Origin of the sequence: Streptomyces sp. A1136, assembly GCF_004795055.1 — a bacterium.
Taxonomy (GTDB): Bacteria; Actinomycetota; Actinomycetes; order Streptomycetales; family Streptomycetaceae; genus Streptomyces.
On sequence record NZ_SSBJ01000019.1, the window covers coordinates 90,457 to 114,213 of the forward strand.

Sequence of the window (23,757 nt, forward strand, 5' to 3'; positions counted from 1 at the left end):
GGCGCTACCAGCGGACGGGCAGCCGGGCGACGCCCCTCATCAGGCTGCCCGCCAGCCAGGCCGGGGGCCCGCCGGCCGGGTCCTCGACCAACTCCGGGAAACGCTCCAGCAGGCTCCGGATCGCGATGCGGCCCTCCATCCGGGCCAGCGGGGCACCCAGGCAGAAGTGCAGCCCGTGGCCGAAGGCCAGGTGTCCCTGGGGCGCGCGGTGGATGTCGAAGGTGTCGGGTTCCTCGAACCGGGCGGGGTCGCGGTCGGCGCCGGCCAGCGACACGAGGACGGTGGCCCCCGCCGGGATGACGACGCCGCCGATCTCGACGTCCTCGCCCGCGTAGCGGTAGGTGGCGTTCTGCACGGGGCCGTCGTAGCGGAGCATCTCCTCGACCGCGCCGGGCAGGAGCCCGTCGAAGTCGGCCCGCAGTTCGGACAGCTGCTTGGGGTGGGCGAGCAGGGCCCGGACTCCGTTGGAGATGAGGTTGACCGTGGTCTCGTGACCGGCGACGAGGAGGAGGAAGGCCATTCCGATCAGCTCCTCCGCGGAGAGGGAGTCACCGTCCTCGTCACGGGTGCGGATCAGCGCGCTGAGCAGGTCCTCTCCGGGGGACTTGGCCTTGGCCTCGACGAGATCGGCCAGATAGGCGCTGAGCTGCTCGTGCGCGGCGCCGGCCGGACTGCCCTCGGTCGGGGCCACCACCTCGTTGGACCAGTGCCGGAAGCGCTCGCGGTCCAGATCGGGCACGCCCAGCAGTTCGCAGATCACGGTCATGGGCAGCGGGAACGCGAGTGTCTTGATCAGATCGGCGCTGCGCTCCGGCCGGGCCGCCATGGCGTCCAGCAGATCGTCGGTGATCGCCTGGACCCGGGGCCGCATCGCTTCCATCCGGCGTGCGGTGAACTCCCGCGCGACCAGGCGGCGCAGCCGGGTGTGGTGCGGCGGGTCGGATTCCAGCATGTTCGCGTTGGCCGCCGTCACGGCGATGTCGGGGAACAGGTCGGTGTCGCGCCAGTCCTTGAGCAGACCGGGGTGGTTGAGGGCCTGACGGGCCTCGACATGACCGACGACCAGCCAGCTCGGCTTCACCAGCCGGTCGTTCACCACGACCTGGTGGACCGGGCCGCTTTCCCGCAGTGTGGCGTAAAAGGCGTAGGGATCGGCGTTGAAGTTCTCCGCGACGGAAGTGATGTCTACCGCAGGCATTTCTCCACAGTACGGTGGCGGCACCTCCGGACCCGCTGTTTCCGGCCAGTCGCCGCGGTCGACTCACCGCCGCGCGTGCGCGTCCGCCTCGAAGACCGCCCACGGTCCGAGGGGGAAACCGTCGCCCCGGCGGCGGACTTCGACGGCGCCGGCTCCACCGAAGCGCGCCGGTACGACCAACTCCCGTCGGTGGGCGGCGCGTTCGAGAACGCTGCGGCGGGTCGCCGCGGCCCGTACCGGGCCCGGGCAGAAGCAGCTGTTGTGCTCGGGCCCCAGGATCGGCACCGGGCTGTGCAGCAGATCGCCGACGAACACCGCCCGCTCCCCGCCGCAGCACACCGGAGCCGGGGTGTGAGACCGGGCGCGGCCTCCAGCACGAGGTGCTCGTCGATGCGGTGGCCGGATGCACCCGCTCATGGGAGAACTGCCGACCGTCGTCCACCTGCCGAACCGGGTGGGCGCGCATCCGGAACTCCGCTCCGCCGTCGCGCCGTTGGGGCGCGAACTGGGCGAGCAGCGGCTCGGGGCGTGCATCGCCGCCCCCGGCCTGCTCGACCTCCTGCTGGTCTACATCGTCCGGTCCTGGATGGCGGACGCCGCGACCGGGGCCCGGCCCGCCGTCCTGGGCGACCCCGTGGCCGCCGCCGCTCTGCGGGCCCTGCACTCCGACCCCCCGCCCCTGGACCAACGACCGCCTGGCCGCCGAAGCGGGTGTCCGGCGGCCGACCTTGGCCCGCCGGTTCACCGCCCTGGTGGGCCGGCCGCCGATGGCGTACCTGACCTGGTGGCGACTGACCTTCGCCGCGACGCTGCCGCGCGACACCGCGGACCCGCCGGCGACGATCGCCCGCCGGGTCGGGTACGGCACCCCGTACGCCTTCTCCCACGCCTTCGACAGGGAGTTCGGCACCACCCCGGGCCGCTACCGGGACCGGGCACAAGGAGCGGCGTGAACGGTGGTCCGGCGTTCGGGGCCCCGTCTAGCGCAGGGTGTCGACGCGCTGGTCGACGAGTTGGTAACGGGCGGCGACGACCGCGAGTGCGCCGGTCGCCACCCGCCTGGCGATGTCGGGGTCGGCGGACAGCAGGTCGCGGGTGTGGCGGGCGTGGGCGTCGATGGTGGCGTCGACCCGGGCGTCACCGTGCCGCGTGTGGTCGATCGAGGGACGTATCTGGTCGGCCAGGTACTGGATGTGCGCCGGCAGCGACTCGCCGGTCTCCTCGGCGTGGACGGCGGCCCCGACGGCCCCGCAGGACTGGTGGCCCAGGACGAGCACCAGGGGGATGGCGAGTTCCAGGACGCCGTAGGCGATGCTGCCGCGCACGGCCTCGTCCAGCACCTCGCCGGCCGACCGCACGATGAGCAGGTCTCCGAGCCCCTGGTCGAAGACGAGCTCCGGGGGGACACGGGAGTCGACGCAACCCAGCACGATCGCGAACGGGTGCTGCGCCCGCGAGAGCCGCGCGCGCAGGGACGGCGATTCGTGCGGGTGTTCCTGCCGGTACGTCCGCCAGCGCCGGTTGCCCGCCGCGAGCTCGCGCAGCGCCTGGTCGGGGGTGCTCGGGCGCTGTCCCGCCGGGGGTCCGGCGGGCTCGGCGTAGGCCGGGAAGGCCGAACCGAGACCGAGCACCGAGCCGGTGGCAGCCGTTCCCGCGACGGCTGTGCGCAGAACGGTCCGGCGGCTGGGCGCACGCGTCGCGGGTACGGACGTACGCTCGGGCTGCACGAATGTGTTCGAATTCATCGCCGGAAGGTATCCCGGCGGGACGGCGTACCACCCGCCCGCGCGGCGCGATTGGCGCGATCGCGTCCGGGACTCGACTCGATCCCGTGCGATGTCTCAGCCCTCGGACGAGGGACGACGCGGACGCCGGCAGCCGGACCCCGGTGTGCGGCGGACGCACGCGGTGTGCGGCGGACGCACGCGGTGTGCGGCGCGGTGCGCCCTGCCCCGCCGGAAAACCCGGTGCGCCGGCCGTCGGCACCGATCCAGCCTGGCGGCATGAGTCCGCGTACGTTCCGCGTGACCATCCGAGGGGCCTTCGACCGGCTCACCGACGCCCGGCGCGCCGAGTTGGAGACCGCGGCGCCCGAGCACGACCTGATGCGCGCGAGCTCCACCGAAGGCGACCTGAGCTACGACCTGACGCCTGACCGCTTCACCTTCCGGTTTCTCGACTCCGGCGAGGCGCAGGCGGACATCCTGGACGCCACCGCGCGGGCCGAACTGACGGCGGGACTTGGCTCACGGAGCGCGATACGGCTACGAGCGCCTCAAGGCGCAGGCCCAGGACATGTCGCCGGCACCGCCGAGCAAGCGCCAACGCCGAGCCGCGGCGCTCGAACACACCACCTGACACGGGACGCGCCCGCACACCGGCGCGCCGGAAAACGAGGTGCGCTCGGGCCGCGCCCTCCGGCAGGCTGCGCCGGTGGACCGTGAACTGATCTCCCGCATCGCCCATACCGACCACCCCATCAAGGCCCCGCTCGACGACGGGTCCGTGCGCCGGCTTCTCGCACGCGGCATACCGCGTGACGACGCCCGGGTACTCGACCTGGGCTGTGGCACCGCCGAATGGCTGCTGCGCGCCCTGCAGACACACCCCCGCCTGCACGCCGAGGGTGTCGACATCTCCGAGCAGGCCCTGGCGCAGGCCGACCGGGCCGCGAGCCGCCTCGGCGTCCGCGACCGCCTCGTCCTCCACCAACGGCCGGCCGCGGACTTCACCCCGACGGAGCCGTTCGACCTCGTGCTCAGTGTCGGTGCCGCGCATGCCTTCGGCGGCCTGCTCCCCACCCTCGCCGCGGCACGCGAGCACCTGGCTCCCGGCGGCCGCGTCCTGATCGGGGACGGGATCTGGGAGCGCGAGCCCTCCCCCGAGGCCGTCGAGATGCTCGGGGACTTCGCCGACCTGGCGACCACCGTGGACCGCGTCGTGGCGGACGGCTGGACGCCCGTCGACGGCCACGTCAGCACCCGCCGCGAGCTCGACGACTACGAGTGGTCCTGCTGGGGGACGTTGGCCTCATGGGCCCTCGACCGTCCTGCCGATCCCGACGCGCCCCAAGCCCTCGAAACGGCGAACGCCCGGCGCTCCGAGTGGCTGCGCGTCTACCGGGACACCTGGGGCTTCGTCACCCTGATCCTGCGCCGGACGGCCGACTGACCCGGGCCGGGGCCGCCGGCCGACCCCCGCGCCGCTCCCTTCAACCAATGAACTCCCTTACCGGCGCAGGGGTTTGACGGTTGCATCTCTTGACGGCCCCGGTACCGGGGAGCACAGTGGCGGGCGGCCCCGCTCTGAGAGCGCTCTCAGAGCGGGGGCGCAGCCCGCAACTCCCCCCACCGCGCCCCGAGGCGCACGCAGAGAGGGCCCCCACCCATGCGCGAGACATCCGGCAGAAGGCGCCGTCCGCCCGTGCGGCGTTCCGTCGTGGCCGCCTTGAGCACGATGGCGTTGGCGCTGGCCGCCGCCACCGCCGTGGCCGTCAGCCCGCCCGCCGACGCCGCCGCTCCCCCGGCCCCGACCGGCTGGTCCCAAGTCTTCCTGGACGACTTCAACGGCTCCGCCGGCTCCGGCGTGAACACCGCCGACTGGCAGTACACGACCGGGCGCGGCTACCCCGGCGGCCCCTCCGGCTTCGGGACCGGCGAGATCGAGACGATGACGGCCGACCCGGCCAACGTCTCGCTCGACGGCGCCGGCAACCTGCGGATCACCCCCCGCCGGGACGCGGCCGGCAACTGGACCTCGGCCCGGGTGGAGAGCCGACGCTCCGACTTCCGGCCCCCGGCCGGCGGAACCCTGCGCACCGAGGCCCGCATCCAGATGCCGAACGTGACCGGCGCCGCGGCGAAGGGATACTGGCCGGCGTTCTGGATGCTCGGGGCGCCGTACCGGGGCAACTGGTGGAACTGGCCGGGCATCGGCGAGTTGGACATCATGGAGAACGTCCAGGGCCTCAACAACGAGTGGGCCACCATGCACTGTGGCACCAGCCCGGGCGGCCCGTGCAACGAGACCTCCGGGATCGGCGGCCAACGCGCCTGCGTCGGCGCCACCTGCCAGGGCGGCTTCCACACCTACGCGGTGGAATGGGACCGGTCCACGGCCGTGGAGGAGATGCGCTTCTACCTGGACGGAGTCGCCTTCCACACGGTGAAGGCGAACCAGGTCGACGCCACGACCTGGGCGAACGCCACCGACCACGGCTACTTCATCATCCTGAACGTGGCCATGGGCGGCGGCTTCCCCGACGCCTTCGGCGGCGGCCCGGACGCCGGAACCGAACCCGGCCACCCCATGGTGGTCGACTACGTGTCCGTCCTCCAGAAGACCGGCGGCGCCACCACGACGCCGACTACGCCGCCCACCACCCCGCCACCGGGGGGACGGAACGCCTACTCCGCCATCCAGGCGGAGTCGTACGACGACCAGGCGGGCACGGTGACCGAGGCCACGTCGGACACCGGCGGCGGCCAGGACCTCACCTCGCTGGCCAACGGCGACTGGGCCGTGTACAGGGGCGTCGACTTCGGCGCGAGCGCGGCCCGGCAGTTGTACGGGCGGGTCGCGAGCGGTGCGACGGGCGGGGTCAGCGGCCTCGTGGAGGTCCGCCTCGACAGCCGGACGGCCCCGCCCGTCGGCAGCTTCTCCGTCGCCGGGACGGGTGGCGGTCAGAGTTGGCGTACCGTCCCGGCCAACATCAGCGCCGTCACCGGAACCCACGACGTCTATCTGACCTTCACCAGCGGCCAGCCGGCCGACTTCGTGAACCTGAACTGGTTCGACTTCGGCCATTGACCGGCCCGTACCGCCGGGCGCGCCCGGCGGTACGGGTTAACCTGCTGCGCGGCAGGCAACCGCCGACGGCCACGCATGAGGAGCGCCCGTGCCCGAACAGCTTCGTGTCCCCGGGGACCGCCCCACCCTGGAGGCCGTGGCGGCACTGGCCGGGGTGTCCCGGGCCACGGTCTCCCGCGTCGTCAACGGCGGTGACGGGGTCCGCGCGCACCTGGTGGACAAGGTCCGCGAGGCGGTGCGCGAGCTCGGCTACGTACCGAACCACGCGGCCCGCACCCTGGTCACCCGGCGCACCGGGGCGGTGGCCGTGATCATCCCCGAACCGGAGATACGGATCTTCTCCGACCCGTTCTTCTCCCGCCAGATACGCGGCATCAGCCGGGAACTCACCGCGCAGGACACCCAGTTGGTGCTGCTCATGGTTGAGGACCGGGGCGACTACGAACGGATCGAACGCTACCTGGCGGGCGGCCATGTCGACGGGGCGCTCGCCTTCTCCCTGCACACCGACGACCCGCTCCCCGAGATCACCCGCCGGATCGGCATGCCCACCGTCTACGGCGGCCGGCCGGGCTGGACGACCGGCCCGGACGATCCGGGCGCCGCCTACGTCGACGCCGACAACCGGGGCGGCGCGCGGGAGGCCGTACGACATCTGCTCGCGCGGGGGCGGCGGAGCGTGGCGCACATCGCGGGCCCGCTCGACCAGACGTCGGCTACGGACCGGCTCGACGGTTACCGGGACGTCGTGGTCGAGGGCGATCCCTCGCTGGTCGCGGTGGGTGACTTCACGCCGACCGGCGGGGCCCGCGCGATGCGGGAGCTGCTGGAGCGACGGCCCGACCTCGACGCGGTGTTCGCCGCGAACGACCTGATGGCCACGGGCGCGCTCGCCGTGCTCCGCGAGCGCGGCTTCGAGGTGCCCGGGGACGTGGCGGTGGTCGGCTTCGACGACACCGAGCGGGTGGCCGAGGCGGCGGAGCCGCCGTTGACGACGGTCCGCCAGGACGTCGAGGGGATGGGGCGCATGATGGCCCGGCTGCTGCTCGGCACGCTGGGCTCTCCCCGGGCGCCCCGGGCGGTGATCACACCGACCGTGCTGGTGCGACGGGCCTCGGCCTGACGCCGGGGCGCCCCTCGCCCCGGCTCGGATGCGGGCTTCGGTGGCCCGACGGTCAGACGAGGCCCAGGCCGCGCGGGGGGACGAAGAGGTGCGCGGCCCGGTGTTCGGCGGCCACCATGGCGGCCGCGAGGCCGAACTCCGGGTCGTCGGCCCGCGCGAGTCTGCGTTCGTGGTCGCCGCAGCGCCGGCATTCGGGCAGCCAGTCGGGCAGGAGGCTCTCGTGGCTGGTGGCCAGGTGGCGGGCGAGCCGGATGCGCGATCCGGGCCCGTTGTCCACGGGGTCCCAGTCGACCCCCCGCCGTCCCGTCAGCCACATCTCCTCCGTGACCCGCTCGATGCGCTTCATGGACCGGTAGAGGCGGAAACAGTCGCTGCAGTCGAACATCCAGGCCGGCGGTAGCGGCCACACGTCCCGGGGGTCGAGTTCATCGGCGCTCATGCCGTCACGGTAGTGGTGGCGCACTGCCGTGTGCAGCCGATCCGTCGGACTTCAGCGCCCCCAACGGGTGTGCGTACAAGCCGAGTTGACCGGTGTCGCACACACCTCCGGCGCCCCCGCGTACGGGGGCGCCGGAGGTGTCTTCGCCGTGCGTGCGGCACCGCGGGCCGCCGGGGCCCGGGGGGTCGACTACTCGATGACGAGCTCGACCGGGATGTTGCCGCGGGTCGCCTTGGAGTACGGGCAGACCTCGTGCGCCTGCTTGACCAGCAGGGCGCCGGTCTCGCCCGCCAGGGACTCGGGGAGCTCGATGCGCAGTGTGACGGCCAGCCCGAAGCCGGAGCCGTCCTGGCCGATGGAGGTCTCGGCGGTGACGGAGATGTCACCGGTGTCGACCTTGGCCTGTCGGCCGACCAGGCCGAGCGCGCTGGCGAAACAGGCGGCGTAGCCGGCCGCGAAGAGCTGCTCGGGGTTGGTGCCCTGTCCGTTGCCGCCGAGCGCCGGCGGCATGGCCAGCGCGAGGTCGATCCGGCCGTCGGAGCTGACTGCTCGGCCCTCACGGCCGTTGGCGGTGGCGACAGCGGTGTACAGCGCGTCCATCGGAGTTCCTCTCGGGAGGTGCAAGGCGGTCCGGGGTGAACCTCGGCGGCCGGTGGACCGACCGCCTCCACCAATAGAGCACACAATTCAGTTGTGCACAACTCAATGGCCCGCAAGTCACCACCCGGTACACTGGCCCACATGACCCAGCAGCCCGCCGCCCCCCTGCGCGACCAGGACTTCCTCCGCCTGGACGGGCAGATCTGCTTCGCGCTCAACGCCGCGAGCCGCGCATTCGGCGGCCTCTATCGGGTCGTCCTGAAGGATCTCGGCCTCACCTACCCCCAGTACCTGGTGATGCTGGTGCTGTGGGAGCACGGGTCGACGCCCGTCAAGGAGCTCGGGCAGCACCTGCGGCTCGACTCGGGCACGCTGTCGCCGCTGCTCAAGCGACTGGAGGGGGCCGGCCTGGTGCGGCGCGAGCGCAGCACGGAGGACGAGCGCTCGGTCCACGCCGTACCGACCGAGGAGGGCGCGGCGCTGCGGGCCCGCGCCGTGGAGGTCCCCCGCCGCATCGCGTCGGCGACGGGCTTCGAACTGGAGGAGATCCGCGACCTCCAGGCGCGCCTGAACCGCCTCACGGCAGCGCTCGACGCCGCCGCGCTGGACGAGGACCTCTAGGGGGCGGGAAGGGCCCGGTCAGGCCGTCGGTCTGGGCGCGCCGGGCAGCCGGTCGCCCGCTCCGGCGTCCTTTTCCATGGCGGGCCGCAGCCGCTCCAGCAGGGCGTGGAGAGTCGCGCCCTCTTCCTCGTCGAGGGTGTCGAGCGCGCCGTGCGTCGTCTGCATCTCCTCGCGCACCCGCCGGATGACGTCGCGCCCCTCGTCCGTGGCGATGACGTGTTTGACGCGCCGGTCGACCGGCGACGGCTGGCGTCGCACCAGCTCGCGCGCCTCCAGCCGGTCCACGATGCCCGTGACGTTGGACGCGTCGCAGACCAGCAGCGCGGCGAGGCCCCTCATCGGCACCGGTCCCTCCAGCTGGGCGAGGACCCGGGCCTGGGTGGACGTGAGGCCGTACCGGGCGGCGGCGGCCGCGAAGTCGCGCCACTGGGCCGTACCGATGGCGGCGAGCAGCTCCAGGAGTTCGAGCTTGGTGGGGCGGTGGGGGACGGCCGGTCCGATGGTGGCGCTCATGCCGTCGAGCGTACGCAAGAAGGTTGGCATTATCAATTGTTTACTTGACCTCCTTAACTATTGCCGTCTACCTTCATCCAAGTACTTCATGAGATAAAACATCTGCGATCTGAAGCGTTAAGAAGGTCCTGCCGCCATGAGCACCGCCGCATCCGCCCCTCCCGCCGCCAGGCCCGGGAACGAGACGGTCATCGTCTTCGCCCTGAGCCTCGCCGCCATGGTCGTGTCGATGATGCAGACCCTGCCCGTCCCGATCCTGGGTCTGATCCGCAACGACCTCGGCACCACCACCGCCGGCGTCAGCTGGGTGACCACCGCCACCCTGCTGTCGGCCGCCGTCTTCACCCCTTTGCTGGGCCGCTTCGGCGACCAGCACGGCAAGAAGCCGACCCTGGTGGCCGTACTCGCCGTCATGGTGGCGGGCTCCGTCGTCGCCGCGCTCGCGAGTTCGCTGCCGTTGCTGATCCTGGGCCGGGTGCTCCAGGGCGCGGCCACCGCGATCTTCCCGCTGGCCCTCTCCGTCCTGCGCGAGGAGGTCCGACCGCAGAAGCTGCCGGGCGCCATGGCGCTGGTCAGCGGCACGCTCGCGTTCGGCAGCGGCCTGGCGCTGGTCGCCACCGGCCTGCTGACCTCCGGTGACGGCGCCGACTACCGCAACGCCTTCTGGATGGCGACCGGTTTCGCCGCCCTCGCCCTCCTGGCGGTGGTGTTCCTGGTTCCGGCCACCCGCCACAAGACCGGCGGCCGAACCGACTTCCTGGGCGCGCTGACCCTGGGCATCGCCCTGCTGCTGCTCCTGCTGCCCATCTCGCAGGGCCACGAATGGGGCTGGGCCTCCGCCCGCACGCTCGGCAGCTTCGCCGGAGCCGCCGTGATGACGGCCGTGTGGGTGATGGTCGAGCGCAAGGTGCGCGAGCCCCTGGTCGACATGCGGATGTTCGTCCACCGCCCGGTGCTGATGGCCAACCTCGCCGGTATCCTCGTGGGCTTCGGCATGTTCGCGAACTTCCTGGGCGTCTCCTACCTCGTCCAGATGCCGAAGGCCCTGACCGGCTACGGCTTCGACGCCTCGATCCTGCGCGCCTCCGTCCAGTTCCTGCTGCCCGGTGCGATCGTCTCGCTGCTCGCGTCGCCCATCGGCGGCCAGTTGGTCCGCCACCGCGGCCCGCGCGTCGCGCTCGCCCTGGCCGCCGGGCTCGGCGCCGTCGGCTTCGGCTGGCTGGCGCTCGACCACGGCCACACCTTCTCGGTGATCGGCGCCGGCGTCGTCGTCGGCGCGGCCGTCAGCTTCGGCTACGCGGCCATGCCCGCCGTCATCATGGCGAGCGTCCCGCACCACCAGAGCGGAATCGCGAACGGCATCAACTCGATCTCCCGCTCGACCGGAAGCGCGATCGGCAGCGCCATCGTCACCACGATCCTGGCCTCCAAGACGATCGAGCACCTCCCGCCGGGCGTCCCCGCGCTGCCCGCCGAGTCCGGGTTCACCCTGACGTTCGGCATCGGCGCGGCGGCCTTCGCCCTGGTCGCCCTGATCAGCTGGATCGGACTGCGCAAGGGCCACGGCCCCCGCGTGACGGAGCCCGTCGCCTCCGGCGACGCCCCGGCCCTGAAGGTGGCGGAGACGGCCGCCGCCGTCTGATCCCCGCACGCACGCGAAGCGCCCCCGGTCCCCTCGGCCCGGGGGCGCTTCGCGTCCCGGTTCCCGATGGGGCCGGACTCCCCCGACCCGACGGCGGCCGCGGTGGGACGGGTCCCGCTGGGTAGGCTTCCCCGGGACAGCGCGCGGAGTTCGGGGCGGGGTGGGTTCATGGGTCGTCAGGCGGGGCTGCGGGGCGTGGCGGTGGCCGTGGCGCTGCTGCTCGGACCGGTCGGGTGCGGCGGGGCCGGCGGGAGCGGGCTCTCGGACGGCAAGCAGGACGGGTCGGTGGGCAAACCCCCGGCCGGCGGCGCCGCGAAACCCGCGGGCGGCGACGTGCTGCCCGGCATGGTCGGCGCGGCCGAGGCCCGGACCCGGCTGGCGGCCCTGGCGGTCGGCAAACCGGGGACGATGGCCGGGTACAGCCGGGACAAGTTCACGCACTGGGCCGAGCAGGGCGACAAGTGCGACACCCGTGAGGTCGTCCTCAAGCGCGACGGCAGGAACGTCACCCAGGACTCGCAGTGCCGGGCCGTGTCCGGCACCTGGAGGAGCCTGTACGACGGCGCCGACGTCAGCGACCCGGCGAAGCTGGACATCGACCACATGGTCCCGCTCGCCGAGGGGTGGCGCTCCGGTGCGGCCGGCTGGGACGCCGCCAAGCGCAAGGCCTTCGCCAACGACCTGACGCGCCCCCAGCTGCTGGCCGTCTCCGCAGCCTCCAACCGGTCCAAGGGCGATCAGAGCCCCGACCTGTGGCAGCCGCCGGACAAGTCGAGCTGGTGCCAGTACGGGCGCGCCTGGATCACCGTCAAGTCCTACTACAAGCTGACCGTCACGCCCCCGGAGAAGACCATGCTCACCACGATGATCGACACCTGCGCCTCATGACCGCGCCCCGGCAGTGGGAGGACCACGTGCTCGCCGGACCCGGCGGGGCCATGACCGACGAGGTCGGCGTGATCACCGGCGACCTCACGTTGCGTACCGTCGCGGGACCGGACGGCAAGGTGCGATTCGAGATCCAGTACCTCGACGCCGACGAGTGGTACACCCTCACCGGCAGTCCCGTCGCCCACGGCGACCCGCACGCACTCCACTTGGCGGCACTGCGGGCCGTCCGCGCGGGCGGCGGCGCCGGGGCGCCGCACCCCGCCACCTGACCGGTCCGCCGCCCCTCGGGGGAACGCGCTGGTCAGGGTGGCTGCCGGCTGACAGACTGGGGTTGCTCCATCACTCCCAGGAGGACCCATGGCCGACGAGACCGGTACCCCGCAGGACGAATCCCCCGCCGAGGAGGCCAAGCGCAAGTTCCGCGAGGCCCTGGAGCGCAACGCCGCGAACGCGCATTCGCAGCAGGCCCACCAGAGCCGGGCGAAGGTGCAGGGCGCCAGCAGCGGCCCCGGCGGCAAGAACAAGAAGGTGCGTCGCAAGACCGGCTGACGTGTTCCGCCGGGCGGTCCGGACCCCCACCCGGGGGTGCGCCGCCCAGCGGGCGCCGTCGCGCGGCCCCCGAATCCTTGGGCCGCACGGGTGACGGGCGATAACCCCGGGACAGGTCGGTAGTTGATCTGAACGTACCCGCCGGGGACAGCTCATGCGACAGAAGGATTCCTCACCATGCTCAAGAAGTTCATGGCCACCGCCGCGGTCACCGCTTCCGTAGTCGGCGCAGGTGCCATCGCCGCCTCCCCGGCCATGGCGATCGGCAACGACAACGGCGTGAACACCGTCAACGGCAACGGCGCCGCGCAGATCTACGGCAACCAGAAGACCGAGGGCGCCATGAGCCCGCAGCTGAGCCTGGTCCAGGGTTCGCTGAACAAGCTCTGCGTCGGCCTGCCCGCCAAGGTCAACGCGCAGTCGATCCTCGCCGCGCTGAACATCGGCGTCCAGGACATCAACGTCCTGTCCAACCCGCAGAACCAGCAGTGCACCGAGAACTCCACCCAGGCCAAGGGCGACGAGTCCCTCTCGCACATCGTGGACAACATCCCGATCCTGTCCGGGAACGTCTCCGCCGGCAGTTGATCGGTTCCCGCCCCGGACCGGCGTGACGACCTTCGTCGTCACGCCGGTCCGGCGTTTGCGCAAGCCGAACGCGCGAAAAGCAACAGCTTTGGTCTAGACCTTGACAGGTTCAGACCACTTTCGCTTCAGTGGCCGTAGTCGCCCCCACGACAACTCCCCCCACTGAAGGAGCACTTCCGTGATCCGTGCGCTACGCCGCCGCGCCCTTTCCATGGCCGCGGCCGCCGCCGTGACCCTCGGTCTCGCCGTCGTCCTGCCCGCCTCCCCCGCCGCGGCGGCCCCCGCCTGCGCGGGCTCCTGGGCCGCCTCCGCCGTCTACACGAACGGCATGAGCGCCTCCTACGCCGGGCACAACTGGCAGGCCAAGTGGTGGACCCAGGGCGAGACCCCGGGCACTACCGGACAGTGGGGGGTCTGGTCGGACCAGGGCGCCTGCGGCGGCGGCCAGGACCCGGACCCCGGCACCGGCGACCCCTCCGGTTTCGTCGTCAGCGAGGCCCAGTTCAACCGGATGTTCCCGAACCGGAACCCCTTCTACACCTACAACGGGCTGGTCGCGGCGCTCTCCGCGTACCCCGCCTTCGCGCACACCGGCGACGACACCGTCAAACGGCGCGAGGCCGCCGCCTTCCTCGCCAACGTCTCCCACGAGACCGGCGGGCTGGTCTACATCGTCGAGCAGAACACCGCCAACTACCCGCACTACTGCGACGCGTCCCAGCCGTACGGCTGCCCGGCGGGCCAGGCCGCCTACTACGGCCGCGGCCCCATCCAGCTGAGTTGGAACTTCAACTACAAGGCGGCCGGGGACGCGTTGGGCATCAACCTCCTCGCCAACCCCTACCTCGTCGAGCAGGACCCGGCCGTCGCGATGAAGACGGCGCTCTGGTACTGGAACACCCAGAACGGCCCGGGCACCATGACCGCCCACGCGGCGATGGTCAACGGCGCCGGCTTCGGCGAGACCATCCGCTCCATCAACGGCTCCCTGGAGTGCAACGGCGGCAATCCGGCGCAGGTCCAGAGCCGGGTGAACGCCTACCAGAACTTCACCCAGGTGCTGGGCGTCACCCCGGGCGACCACCTCACCTGCTGAGCGGGGTGGAGGCATCCGGCGCGCGGCCCGCGCGCGACCGGTGCTCACCGCGTGCGCAGCGCCGTCGCCAACTGCGCCCGGGAACGGACGTCCAGCTTCTGGTAGATGCGGGTCAGCCGGGACTCCACCGTCTTCACGCTGAGGAAGAGCTTCGCGGCGGCCTCCTGGTTGCTGGCTCCCTGGCTGACGAGCAGCGCGAGGCGGGTCTCGGCCTCGGTCAGGGCCGCCACCCCCGGGTGCAGGGCGGCGGCCTCGGGGGCGCTGTCGCGGGCCAGGTCCAGCCAGGGTTTCGCGCCAGCCCGGTCGAACACCTCCGCCGCCTCCCGCAGCGCGGTACGGGCGGGGGCCCGGCGCCGGCGGCGACGCTCGACTCGGGCCAGGGCCAGGAGCGTACGGCCGCGTTCGAGGGGCAGTCCGAGCGCCTGGAAGCTTCGGGCCGTGGCCTCCAGGAGGGCCACGGCCGCCTCGGCGTCGCCCTGCGCGGACAGGCACAGGCCCCGGGCCCGGTCGAGGGCGGCCAGCACACTGGAGCGTCCCAGCGAGCGGGCCACCGTACGGACGGAGTCGAGCAGTTCTGCGGCTTCACCGGGAGCGTCGGCCGCGACCAGGGCCTCGGCGAGTTCACCGTGCCAGCGCAGGATCGAGGGGTCGACCACCTTCTGGGCCTCTTCCAGGCGGGCGACCCGGCGCAGCGTGGCCACCGCCTTCGCCGCCTCTCCGGTGGCCAGTTCGACCAGGCCCAAGGCGTACAGGGCGCGGGAGAGGAAGACCTGGTCGTGCTCCTCCTCGGAAGCCTGGATGCCGCGACGGGCGTAGCCGGCGGCGCGGGCGAAGCTTCCGCCGGTGGACTCGGCCAACGCGGCGACGTACCAGGCGGGACCGGGCGAGAGGCCCGCCTCGATGGTCAGTGCCAGGGCGCGACGGGCGTGCGCGGCCCCGGCCGCGCACCTGCCGCGCCGCAGTTCGACCTCGGTGAGGCTGCGCAACACCTCGAAGACGTCCTCGGAGGAGCCGGTGCGCCGTACGGCGGGCAGCAGGACGAGCAGTTGCCGGTGGGCTTCCTCCAAACGATCGTCGAAGAGCGCGTGGCGGACGGCGAGGTACTGGGGTGCGTTGCGCATGCCGAGCGGCACTTCGGGGACGGGCAGGGCCAGTGCCTCCGCGAGGATGTCCTCGGCTCCCGGGTCGCCGAGGATGCGGCCCATGCGGGCCCGTACGGTCAGGGCCATGGCCTCGGCGACCTGGTCGCCGCCGAGCGCGGCCAGGGCGCCGGCCTCGGCGGCGGCGTCCCGGGAACGTACCGGGTCGCCGTCGCTGAGGTTGTGTTTCCAGGCCACCCGCAGCCGGACGGCGGCGAGCAGGGCCGGGTCCCCGGCGGCGTCGTCGATCGCGTGGGCGAAGGTCTCGTCGAGGTCGGCCAGCGCCTGCCCGGCGGCGTCGATGACCGCGAGGCGGGCGCGCACCCGGTCGGCGGGCGAGGCGTCGCGGGCGAGGACGGCTCGGGTGGCGCGGCGGGCGAGGTCGGCCCGCCCGGCCCAGCCGGCGTCCTCGGCGGCCGTGACGAGCCGGGCCAGTTCCTCCTCGGGCCGGTCGCCGGGGGTGCGTTCGGCGGCGAGCAGTCCGAGTTCGGCGGCGAGGGCGCGCTGGCCGCGGCGACGGCAGGCGGCGGCGGCGTCGGTGATCTCGGCGGCGAGGCGGGCGTCGGGGGTGTCCACGGTCAGCGCCCGGTGCCGTACCGCCTGGACGGGGTCGTCGACGGCGGCGGCGAGCGCCGCGTGCCCGGCCGCCCGCTCGGGCCAGCCCGCGTCGGCGGCCAGGGCGGTGGGCAGCGCGCCGGCGGTGAAGCGGACGGCGCCGTCCTCCCCCACGGTGACCAGCGCGGCCCGTTCCGCCTCGGCCAGTTCGGCTTCCGCGTCGGGGCGGCCGGCCCGGCGCAGCAGGGCGGTCGTCGGACGGGAGGCGAGGGCGGCGAGCAGCAGGGTGCGCCGGGCCCGCTCGGGGGCCTCGGCGAGCAGCCGTCGGGCGACTTCGCGGGCCTGCCCGGAGACGGGCAGGGTGTCGGCGTGGTGGGCGCCGGGGCCCCCGTCGCGGGACCCGGCGGCTTCGGTGAGGGAGTGGCCGAGGGCGAGCGCCAGGCGCGGGTTTCCGCCGCTGGCCTGGTGGATGCGGCCGGCGAGGCGGGCGGGCAGCCCGTGGCGCACGAGCAGTTCGGCGACTTCCTCCGCGCCGAGCGGGGGCACCCGCACGGTGGGGGTCGCGGGTCCGCAGAGCGGTCCGGCGACGGGCGTGCCGCCCTGGACGCACTCCGCGACGAGGACCCGGACGCGGGGCGGGGTCAGGCGCAGGGCGAAGCGCAGGAGGCCGGTGCTTTCGGCGTCGAGCCACTGGGCGTTGTCGATGACGAGCAGGACGGGATCGCGGGCGGCGAGGGTGCGCAGTACCTCGACGACGGCGAGGCGCAGCGCGACGTGGTCGCGGCCGGCGCCCGGGGTGTCGGTCTCGCGGCGCAGCAGGGCGATGGCGGTGCGCTGGGGTCCGGCGAGCCGTTCCAGGGCGCAGTGGGGGACGGAGGAGAGCAGGGCGGCGGCCGAGGCCTCGGGTATCCACTGGTCGGCGGCTTCCGGTGCGAGGTGGAGAACGGTCTCGCGGCGGGCTTCGGCGGCGGCCGCGACGGCGCGCACCACCTCGGTCTTTCCGGCACCGGCCGGTCCGGTGAGGATCGCCCGGCCCTGTCCGGTCAGCGCGCGGTCCACCGCCGCGATGATTTCCCCGTGTCCGACGCCCGCGTCAGCGTTCCCCGTCGCCGCCACGCACAGCCACCAGCCTTTCCGCCCTGTCCCTGTGCCTTTCCTGTGAGACGCGACAATACGAGGTCGGCCGGGGGGCGGACCCTCATTGTGACGCAGAAATCAGTCGGCCGGCCGGAATGCCCGAAGGACCTGCCGGTACGGGAGGTACGGGCAGGTCCGGGGGCTGGTGTTGGTCCGTACCAGCGGGTCCGTCAGGGCCGGGGTTGGGGGGCTCCGGCGGCCTGACGGACCGGGGTGGGAGCCGGGGTCAGAAGCCCAGGCTCCAGGAGTCGATGTAGCCGGTGTCGGCGGCGGCGACGTCCTGGACCCGCAGCTGCCAGGTGCCGTTCGCGGGCAGGGCGGAGGCGTCCACGGTGTAGGTGGTGACGATGTTGTCCGCGCTGTCGCCCGAGGAGTTCTGGAGCCGCTTGACGGTGCCGCCCGGCGCGACGAGGTCGATGACGAGGTCACCGCGGTAGGTGTGCTTGATGTCGACGTCGACCTTGAGGGCGGCCGGGGCGTTGCCGGTGATGCCGGAGACGGTGACCGAGGAGGAGACGGCGCCGCCGTTGTCCGGGATGGCGACGTCGGTGCCGTTGGTGAACACCGGGGTGACCGGGGCGGAGACCACGGCGTTGACGGTGGCCGCCGCGTCGGCGAGGCCGGCGCCGCAGCCACCGGTGCAGGTACCGGCGAGCGGGCGGGCGTTGGCCTTGATGGCCGCCTTGACCTGCGCCGGGGTCAGGGACGGCTTGGCGGCCACCAGGAGCGCGGCGAGGCCCGCGACGTGCGGGGAAGCCATGCTGGTGCCCTGGTACGGCTTGTAGATCTCCGCGCCGGGGGTGGTGGCACCCGCGTTCAGGGAGGAGAGGATGCCGTTCTCGGGGGTGGTGACGGTGCCGGGGGTGTCGGTGGCGCGACGGGTCTCGCCGCCGGGGGCGGTGATGTCGATGCGGGGACCGAAGTTGGAGTAGAACGAGCGGTCGCCGGTGCGGTTGGAGGCGGCCACGGTGATCACGTTGCTGCAGCTGGCGGGGGTGAAGCCCGAAGCGTCGGCGTTGCTGTTGCCGGCGGCGACCACGACGGTGGTGCCGCGGGCGGTGGCCGCGTTGATCGCGTTCTGGTAACTGGTGCCGCAGGCGCCCGAGCCGCCGAGGCTCATGTTGATGACCTTGGCGGGGGTGGGGTTCGCCGGGACGCCGGGGACGGAGCCGCCGGACGCCCAGGTGATGGCGTCGACGATGTCCGAGGTCGCGCCGCCGCACTTGCCGAGGACGCGGACCGGCTGGATCTTCGCGTTGTACGCGATGCCGGCGACGCCCTTGGCGTTGTTGGCGGCCGCGGCGATGGTGCCGGCGACGTGGGTGCCGTGCCAGGAGGAGCCGCTCGCCGAGGAACCGGTGCCGCACTCGCCGGCCGCGCTCCAGTCGCCCTGGTCGGCGGGGTTGTTGTCACGGCCGTTGCCGTCGCGGGCGGCGGTGGAGTCGCTGATGAAGTCGTATCCGGCGACGATGTTGGGGGCGACGTCGGAGTGGGCCACGTAGCCGGTGTCGATCACGGCGACGGTGACGCCGGAGCCGGTCGTCTTGTCCCAGGCGGCGGGCACGTTCATACCCGCGGTGGGCTCGAAGAGGTCCCACTGCTTGGCGTACTCGGTGTCGTTCGGGGTGGCCATGGCGTAGGCGCGGCCGTCCGGCTCGACGTAGGCGACGTCGGGGTCGGCGCGGAACTGGGCCATCACGTCGGCCGCGTCGGCGGGGGCGGTCGCACCGCCCAGGTCGACGAGTGCGGCGCCGGTGCCCAGACGACGGTCGAACTTCGCCTTCTTGCCCGCCTTCTTGCCCTTGGCGGCGGCGTCGGCGGCGGCCGCGGTGTTGGAGCCGGCCTCGGCGGCGGTGGACTTGTAGCCGACGATCAGGTTCTGCACGGGCGCGGCGCCGGGGGCGGCGGGGGCCGCGGCGGCCGGGAGGGTGGTGGCGGGGTCCGACGCGGCCACGGCCACGGCGGCGGTGGCGGAGCCTGCCAGCAGGGTGACGGACATGGCCACCACGGATATGAGCCGGCGTCTTGATGCGTGCACGTGTTCCCTTTCGCGGGCCGGTTCCGGGCAGGCCGGAGCGGCCGGTTCGAGCTGTGTGGGAGGTGAACCGGCGGCGGCCGGCGGGCCGGGAGCGGGCTGGTCAGACCCGCTCCGGACACCACCGCGCGCCGCGTCGCCCGACCGCGACGGCGGGGCAGGGCAACGGCGGTACCGGCGATCCCGCCCGGCCTCGCAAGGCTTCACACCATGTGGGGTTGGTGCGGGGGCAGTTCGTGGCGGGGGAAGACCGCCGGTGGGCAGACAGTAGGCAACACCTGGATGAACTCGATACGGGGAAAACCCTTGTCCGGCCCCTCACCTGGGAGGAGAGGCTACCGGGGCGGGTGGAGCGCGCGGAAATACGTCCAGCTGGACTCGTTGGGCTCGGTCCACTTCTCCGGGGCGTGCGCGAACTCCGGGTGGTGCGCGGCGATGTACGCGCGGGTGCGCTCCGGGGCGTCCTCGTAGGAGCCGAGTTTGCGACCGCGACAGTGGAACGTCAGGCCGCCGGGGCGCGCTCCCCGCTCCATCCAGGGCAGCCACGGGGACATGCGGGTCCAGGACATGGTGGCGGGGACGCCGGCCGCCTCGGTGGTGAAGACCGTGGCGGGCGCGAAGAACTGGAACAGCTCCAGGGCCCGGTAGGTGTCGTCCGCCGAGTTCAACGGGTATTGGGCGACGGGCAGCGGCGACGGGTAGGCGAGGGGGATCTCCAGGCTGAAACACACCTGGTCGCCGAGTTCCGTCACGGGCACGGGGAAAGGCCTCCACCGCTGGTTCGCCGGGTCGTTCCAGACGTGGACGACCGGCTTGTCCTCCCAGGTCTCCAGGATCTCGCGGGTCCCCGGGTCCAGGTAGAAGGCGGCTTCCCTGGTGAGCAGCCGGTACGTCCCCTCCTCCTGACCCTCGCCGGTGACCAGGCGGGCCACGTTGAGGCCTTCGAAGCCGAAGAGGTGTCGGTAGGGCTCGCCCGGCGCCCAGGAGTGGACGTCGCCGGTCCACCAGAAGGTGACTTCGGCGCCGTCGAGCGAGGCGCGGGTGCGGGCGAAGGCCTGGAAACGTTCCGCGGGAGTCATACCGGGTACTCTGCGCGGTCGCCGCCGGTACGGGCAAGGAGCGCCACGGCCAACCGGCCGCCCACCGCGGCGCGTTCGCGACGACACGGCGGACATCGGGGCCGCCCGGCGTCGGCCCGCCGGCGGGCACGGCCGTCCGCTCCGCGGATGCCCGGTTGACTGGGGTGCGGCCACCGGCAAACGTGACCGCCATGGGGAACGAACACCGACTGCTCGCGCTGCTGGTCTGCCTGGTCCTGGGCGGCGGGCTGACGGCCGCCGTGATCGGGGCGTCACGGGCCGCCGGGCCGGGCGCGGGCCCCGTCGCGGCCGACTTCGCCGCCCCGCGCGAGATGCGCCCCGAGGCCGGGCTGCTCCCCGCCGGGCCCGACGCCTCGACCGGTACGGTGACCGTGGATTGCGGTCGCAACGGCGAAGGCCACTACAACCAGGACAACCTGGTGGTCTCGCCCGGGCTGCGGGCGGGCGCCCACCACACCCATTCCTACGTCGGGAACCTCTCCACCGACGCCCTGTCCACGGACACCTCCCTCGCGGGTGCCCCCACCAGTTGCCCGGGCGGCGACCGGTCGACGTACTACTGGCCGGTGCTGCGCCGCACGGACCACCCGGGCCGGGACCCGCACGAGGACGCGGCGGGGCACGGCAACGCGGGCGAGATCCTGCCCGAGGCCTCGGTGACGGTGGAGTTCCGGGGCAGCCCGGTCGGCAAGGTGGTGCCGATGCCCCGGTTCCTGCGCGCGATGACCGGCGACGCGGTCGCGTACACGGCGGGCACCGACGCGGACGTCCGCGCCCGCTGGGGCTGTTCCGGCTCCCCGGGGCTCGCCTCCCCGCACTATCCCCGCTGTCCCGCCGGGCAGCGCCTCACCCGGACGCTGGTCTTCCCGAGCTGCTGGAACGGGCTCGACACGGACAGCCCCACCCACCGCTCGCACCTGCTGTTCCCCACCGCGAGCGGCGTCTGCCCCCGGGACACCTTCCCGGTCCCGCAACTGCGCGTCTCCCTCGCCTACGACGTGCCGTCGGGCACGCCCTTCGCCCTCGACTCCTTCCCCGAGCAGATGCACAGCCCGAAGACGGACCACGCGATGTTCGTGAACGTCATGACCGACGAGCGGATGCGGGCCGTCGTCGACTGCCTCAACGAGGGCCGGGCCTGCCGGATCTGACCCCCGACGTCCGGCGCGTGACGCGGGTCACATGAACCCGGAGCGGCCGGGGCGCGTGTTCGGACCGCACCACGCAAGCGAGGAAGACGGAGAGGGTGAGATGGCCGGACCACTGTGGCCCCGCACTCGGCGGGGCTCGACCGATGAGGCACTGATCACGTCGGTGTACGAGGAGCACGGCCACGCCCTGCTCGCGTACGCCACCCGGCTCACCGGGGACCGGGCCGCCGCCGAGGACGTGGTCCAGGAGACCCTCTTGCGGGCCTGGCGCCACTCCGAGGTCCTGGTCAACGGGAAGGGCTCGGTGCGCGGCTGGCTGCTCACGGTGGCCCGCAACATCATCACCGACCGGTACCGGGCCAAAGCCGCCCGGCCGCCGGAGGTCTCGGGCGCGGCGGCGGCTCCCCCGGTGGAGCTGGACCACGCGGACTCCGTCGTCGACACCATGACGGTGCTCGGCGCACTGGACCGCTTGACGCCGGAACACCGGGACGTGCTGACCGAGTTGTACTACCGCGAGCGCAGCGTCGCCGAGACCGCCGATCGGCTCGGCATCCCGGCGGGCACGGTCAAATCGCGCGCGCATTACGCGCTCAAGGCCCTGCGCGAGGTCTTCACGGAGGGCGCCAGGGAAGGCAACAGGAGCAAACGATCGGGCAGGCCGCCCCAGCAGCCCGGTGGACTGCGGGAGGTGGTGGCATGAGCCGGCAGCGGCACGAGGAGGAACTGCTCGGCCCGTACGTGCTCGGAGTCCTCGACGAGGCGGACGTACGGCGCGTCGAGGAGCACGTCGGCGACTGCGTGCAGTGCCGGGAGGAGGTGGCCGCGTTGCGCGAGATGGAGACGGCCTTGGGCGAGGTTCCCCCGGAGGCGTTCCTCGACGGGCCCCCGCAGGGGGGTGACCTGCTGCTCCGGCGCACGCTGCGGCAGGTCCGCGGTGAGCGGGCGGCGCGGGAGCGCCGACGCTACGGTCTGGCGGGACTGGCGGCGGCCGCGGCGCTGGCCGCGGTGTTCTGGACCGGTACGCAACTGGGCGCGGACGACGCCGAGAACGTCGCGCAGCCCCCGCCGCCGTCCCCGACCGCGTCGGCCGCGCCTTCGGCGGTGCCCGGGACCCGGGTGGCGTCCGCGACGGACGCCGGCAGCGGTGCGCGGATGACGGTGCAGGTCGTGCCGGCGGCGGCCTGGGTGCGGGTGCACGCGGCGGTGACCGGTGTGCCCGCGGGCGAGCGCTGCCGGCTGGTGGTGGTCTCCCGGGACGGGACGCGCAGCACGGCGGGCGGTTGGGTCGTGGGCACGACGGAACACGGCGAGGGCAAGGGTGCCTCGCTGGACGGTTCTGCGGCGGTCGCGGCGTCCGACATCAAGGAGGTCCTGGTCGAGAACGAGGCGGGCAAGACCTTCGTGTCGGTGCCGGTACGGGCATAGCCGGGGCGTGACGGAGCCCGGGAGCGTATCCAGCTCCCGGGCTCCTGTGGTGCCACCCAATTGCGCACACCGGCGGCGTTTAAGAGTCGCGGATCAGTCTTAAATCGACGTGTTCTACCTTTGAACTACCGCGCCGTGAGAGAGGCACAGAAGGGACTTGAACCCCTATCCATCGATGATCGTCCGCGCTCGGTCGATCCGGTGTTCGGCGGCGAATACTGAGACTGGAGCGAGAATCTGAGATTCAGGGGCCGCCTCTGCCAGGCTTGGGCCACCCCCGCGTGTGGTGCGGGGGGAGGGATTCGAACCCCCAACCGACGCCCCGTGTCAGCTTCAACATCAGTTTCAGCTTGCGCTCTTCGCGCCACCCCCCGCTCGCACGGGGGGCGATCTCGGGGCTACCCGAACAGGTAGCCGAACACGGCGTCGCCGATCCTCTGGTCGGCGACGTCGACGTTGTTGGCCTCTTCGCGGGCGAACTTCACGGCCTGCTGGATCTTCTCGACGCGGTCGAGCAGTTCGTTCACCCGGCGCGCGGGCAGCGCCCCGGAGAACTTCACCGTCGTCCAGTAGCCGACCGGGACGTCCTCGTAGTACACCTCGACCTGCGCCGGGTGCTTTTCGGTCGCCTCGGCCTTCACGTGGTTGCGCGGGACCTTCTTCGTCCGGATCGTGCGGACCGGGTCGGTCTTCCACGAGTCCGTCGAGGGGTCCAGGTTCCAGGACTCCGAGGCGTCCAGCACCGGCAGCTTCCGCACGAAGGTGTGCAGGTCGGTGAGTTGCTTCTCCAGGAAGAGCAGGTACGGGACCGGAACCTGGGCCAGCAGCACCCGCCCGTCGACGACGACGTCGGCCGCGGCGGTGCGGTTGGCCCAGTCCTTGGTGGCCGTCACGTCGAAGAGCCGGGTGAGGGTCCCGGCGGTGGCGCGCAGCACGTCCTCGGCCTTGATCTGCACCCGGGTGGACTCGGGCGGCAGTTGTTCGCCCTCCTCGTCCTTGGGCTGGTACGTCCGGGAGATGCCCGCGAGCAGGGCGGGCTTCTGGACGTCCTGGTGGGCCTGGGTCAGCTCTTGGAGCGACTTGGACTTGACGCCCTTTTCGACGGCGATGATCTGATTCAGCTTCGGCACGTGATGAACCTAG

At 72.9% G+C, this 23,757-nt stretch carries 24 protein-coding genes and 1 pseudogene; 15 read left to right on the forward strand and 10 right to left on the reverse strand.

Annotated elements, in window-relative coordinates:
- Positions 1–4: 4 nt before the first annotated feature.
- Both E6R62_RS19920 and E6R62_RS19925 read right to left on the reverse strand, forming a co-directional pair.
- Positions 5–1,198, reverse strand: a complete 1,194-nt coding sequence (locus E6R62_RS19920) for a cytochrome P450 (RefSeq protein ID WP_136214832.1) — start codon at positions 1,196–1,198, stop codon at positions 5–7.
- A 63-nt stretch (positions 1,199–1,261) separates the two neighbouring features.
- On the reverse strand, positions 1,262–1,513 hold the full coding sequence (locus E6R62_RS19925) for a hypothetical protein (RefSeq protein ID WP_306432447.1): 252 nt from the start codon (positions 1,511–1,513) through the stop codon (positions 1,262–1,264).
- Positions 1,514–1,598: 85 nt separating this feature from the next.
- Between E6R62_RS19925 and E6R62_RS19930 the strand changes: the two are divergent.
- Positions 1,599–2,151 (forward strand): annotated as a pseudogene (locus E6R62_RS19930) (AraC family transcriptional regulator); the annotation flags it as partial.
- A 27-nt stretch (positions 2,152–2,178) separates the two neighbouring features.
- Here E6R62_RS19930 and E6R62_RS19935 read toward each other — a convergent pair.
- Positions 2,179–2,943 (reverse strand): carbonic anhydrase, encoded by a 765-nt coding sequence (locus E6R62_RS19935; RefSeq protein WP_136214833.1) that lies wholly within the window; start codon positions 2,941–2,943, stop codon positions 2,179–2,181.
- A gap of 258 nt (positions 2,944–3,201) precedes the next feature.
- Here E6R62_RS19935 and E6R62_RS19940 point away from each other — a divergent pair, with 258 nt between their 5' ends.
- The 4 genes from E6R62_RS19940 to E6R62_RS19955 all read left to right on the forward strand — a co-directional run bounded on the left by E6R62_RS19940 (position 3,202) and on the right by E6R62_RS19955 (position 7,130).
- Positions 3,202–3,642, forward strand: coding sequence for a DUF6204 family protein (locus E6R62_RS19940; RefSeq protein ID WP_306432448.1), 441 nt, complete (start codon positions 3,202–3,204; stop codon positions 3,640–3,642).
- Positions 3,632–4,369 carry a cyclopropane-fatty-acyl-phospholipid synthase family protein gene (locus tag E6R62_RS19945; protein ID WP_136214834.1) on the forward strand — a complete coding sequence of 246 codons (738 nt, stop codon included), beginning with the start codon at positions 3,632–3,634 and terminating at the stop codon, positions 4,367–4,369. Before E6R62_RS19940 ends, E6R62_RS19945 begins: the two co-directional genes overlap by 11 nt.
- A gap of 216 nt (positions 4,370–4,585) precedes the next feature.
- Complete coding sequence (locus E6R62_RS19950) at positions 4,586–6,007, forward strand: glycoside hydrolase family 16 protein (RefSeq protein ID WP_136214835.1); 1,422 nt, start codon at positions 4,586–4,588, stop codon at positions 6,005–6,007.
- Between the two features lie 88 nt (positions 6,008–6,095).
- On the forward strand, positions 6,096–7,130 hold the full coding sequence (locus E6R62_RS19955; RefSeq protein WP_136214836.1) for a LacI family DNA-binding transcriptional regulator: 1,035 nt from the start codon (positions 6,096–6,098) through the stop codon (positions 7,128–7,130).
- Between the two features lie 52 nt (positions 7,131–7,182).
- Here E6R62_RS19955 and E6R62_RS19960 read toward each other — a convergent pair whose 3' ends face one another.
- Positions 7,183–7,569, reverse strand: a complete 387-nt coding sequence (locus E6R62_RS19960) for a hypothetical protein (protein ID WP_136214837.1) — start codon at positions 7,567–7,569, stop codon at positions 7,183–7,185.
- A 189-nt stretch (positions 7,570–7,758) separates the two neighbouring features.
- Positions 7,759–8,169 carry an organic hydroperoxide resistance protein gene (locus tag E6R62_RS19965; protein WP_136214838.1) on the reverse strand — a complete coding sequence of 137 codons (411 nt, stop codon included), beginning with the start codon at positions 8,167–8,169 and terminating at the stop codon, positions 7,759–7,761.
- A gap of 141 nt (positions 8,170–8,310) precedes the next feature.
- On the opposite strand from E6R62_RS19965, the gene E6R62_RS19970 reads away from it, so the two are divergent.
- Complete coding sequence (locus E6R62_RS19970) at positions 8,311–8,790, forward strand: MarR family winged helix-turn-helix transcriptional regulator (RefSeq protein ID WP_136214839.1); 480 nt, start codon at positions 8,311–8,313, stop codon at positions 8,788–8,790.
- Positions 8,791–8,808: 18 nt separating this feature from the next.
- Here E6R62_RS19970 and E6R62_RS19975 read toward each other — a convergent pair whose 3' ends face one another.
- Positions 8,809–9,303: a MarR family winged helix-turn-helix transcriptional regulator gene (locus tag E6R62_RS19975; protein WP_136214840.1), complete on the reverse strand. Its 495-nt coding sequence runs from the start codon at positions 9,301–9,303 to the stop codon at positions 8,809–8,811.
- 136 nt (positions 9,304–9,439) lie between these two features.
- Between E6R62_RS19975 and E6R62_RS19980 the strand changes: the two genes are divergently transcribed.
- The 6 genes from E6R62_RS19980 (at position 9,440) to E6R62_RS20005 (ending at position 14,069) form a co-directional block, all read left to right on the forward strand.
- Positions 9,440–10,945 carry an MFS transporter gene (locus E6R62_RS19980; protein ID WP_136214841.1) on the forward strand — a complete coding sequence of 502 codons (1,506 nt, stop codon included), beginning with the start codon at positions 9,440–9,442 and terminating at the stop codon, positions 10,943–10,945.
- A 168-nt stretch (positions 10,946–11,113) separates the two neighbouring features.
- Positions 11,114–11,833: an HNH endonuclease family protein gene (locus tag E6R62_RS19985; RefSeq protein ID WP_240801781.1), complete on the forward strand. Its 720-nt coding sequence runs from the start codon at positions 11,114–11,116 to the stop codon at positions 11,831–11,833.
- The gene (locus E6R62_RS19990) at positions 11,830–12,105 is read left to right on the forward strand and encodes a hypothetical protein (protein WP_136214842.1); all 276 of its coding nucleotides are present in this window, start codon (positions 11,830–11,832) and stop codon (positions 12,103–12,105) included. Before E6R62_RS19985 ends, E6R62_RS19990 begins: the two co-directional genes overlap by 4 nt.
- 88 nt (positions 12,106–12,193) lie before the next feature.
- Positions 12,194–12,385 carry a DUF5302 domain-containing protein gene (locus E6R62_RS19995; RefSeq protein ID WP_136214843.1) on the forward strand — a complete coding sequence of 64 codons (192 nt, stop codon included), beginning with the start codon at positions 12,194–12,196 and terminating at the stop codon, positions 12,383–12,385.
- A gap of 177 nt (positions 12,386–12,562) precedes the next feature.
- On the forward strand, positions 12,563–12,973 hold the full coding sequence (locus tag E6R62_RS20000; protein WP_136214844.1) for a rodlin: 411 nt from the start codon (positions 12,563–12,565) through the stop codon (positions 12,971–12,973).
- Positions 12,974–13,184: 211 nt separating this feature from the next.
- A complete protein-coding gene (locus tag E6R62_RS20005; RefSeq protein WP_136214902.1) occupies positions 13,185–14,069 on the forward strand; it encodes a glycoside hydrolase family 19 protein in 885 nt (294 codons plus the stop codon).
- A 44-nt stretch (positions 14,070–14,113) separates the two neighbouring features.
- On the opposite strand, the gene E6R62_RS20010 is transcribed toward E6R62_RS20005, so the two are convergent.
- From E6R62_RS20010 to E6R62_RS20020, 3 genes are all read right to left on the reverse strand, one after another.
- Positions 14,114–16,822, reverse strand: a complete 2,709-nt coding sequence (locus E6R62_RS20010; protein WP_240801782.1) for a LuxR family transcriptional regulator — start codon at positions 16,820–16,822, stop codon at positions 14,114–14,116.
- Positions 16,823–17,126: 304 nt separating this feature from the next.
- The gene (locus E6R62_RS20015) at positions 17,127–18,899 is read right to left on the reverse strand and encodes a S8 family serine peptidase (RefSeq protein WP_136214903.1); all 1,773 of its coding nucleotides are present in this window, start codon (positions 18,897–18,899) and stop codon (positions 17,127–17,129) included.
- 371 nt (positions 18,900–19,270) lie between these two features.
- On the reverse strand, positions 19,271–20,014 hold the full coding sequence (locus E6R62_RS20020) for a DUF1838 family protein (RefSeq protein WP_136214846.1): 744 nt from the start codon (positions 20,012–20,014) through the stop codon (positions 19,271–19,273).
- A gap of 191 nt (positions 20,015–20,205) precedes the next feature.
- Here E6R62_RS20020 and E6R62_RS20025 point away from each other — a divergent pair, with 191 nt between their 5' ends.
- The 3 genes from E6R62_RS20025 (at position 20,206) to E6R62_RS20035 (ending at position 22,614) form a co-directional block, all read left to right on the forward strand.
- Complete coding sequence (locus tag E6R62_RS20025) at positions 20,206–21,186, forward strand: DUF1996 domain-containing protein (RefSeq protein WP_136214847.1); 981 nt, start codon at positions 20,206–20,208, stop codon at positions 21,184–21,186.
- Positions 21,187–21,286: 100 nt separating this feature from the next.
- A complete protein-coding gene (locus E6R62_RS20030) occupies positions 21,287–21,889 on the forward strand; it encodes a sigma-70 family RNA polymerase sigma factor (protein ID WP_136214848.1) in 603 nt (200 codons plus the stop codon).
- Positions 21,886–22,614: an anti-sigma factor gene (locus E6R62_RS20035; RefSeq protein ID WP_136214849.1), complete on the forward strand. Its 729-nt coding sequence runs from the start codon at positions 21,886–21,888 to the stop codon at positions 22,612–22,614. Before E6R62_RS20030 ends, E6R62_RS20035 begins: the two co-directional genes overlap by 4 nt.
- 398 nt (positions 22,615–23,012) lie before the next feature.
- Here E6R62_RS20035 and E6R62_RS20040 read toward each other — a convergent pair whose 3' ends face one another.
- Positions 23,013–23,744: a hypothetical protein gene (locus tag E6R62_RS20040; RefSeq protein ID WP_136214850.1), complete on the reverse strand. Its 732-nt coding sequence runs from the start codon at positions 23,742–23,744 to the stop codon at positions 23,013–23,015.
- Positions 23,745–23,757 lie beyond the last annotated feature (13 nt).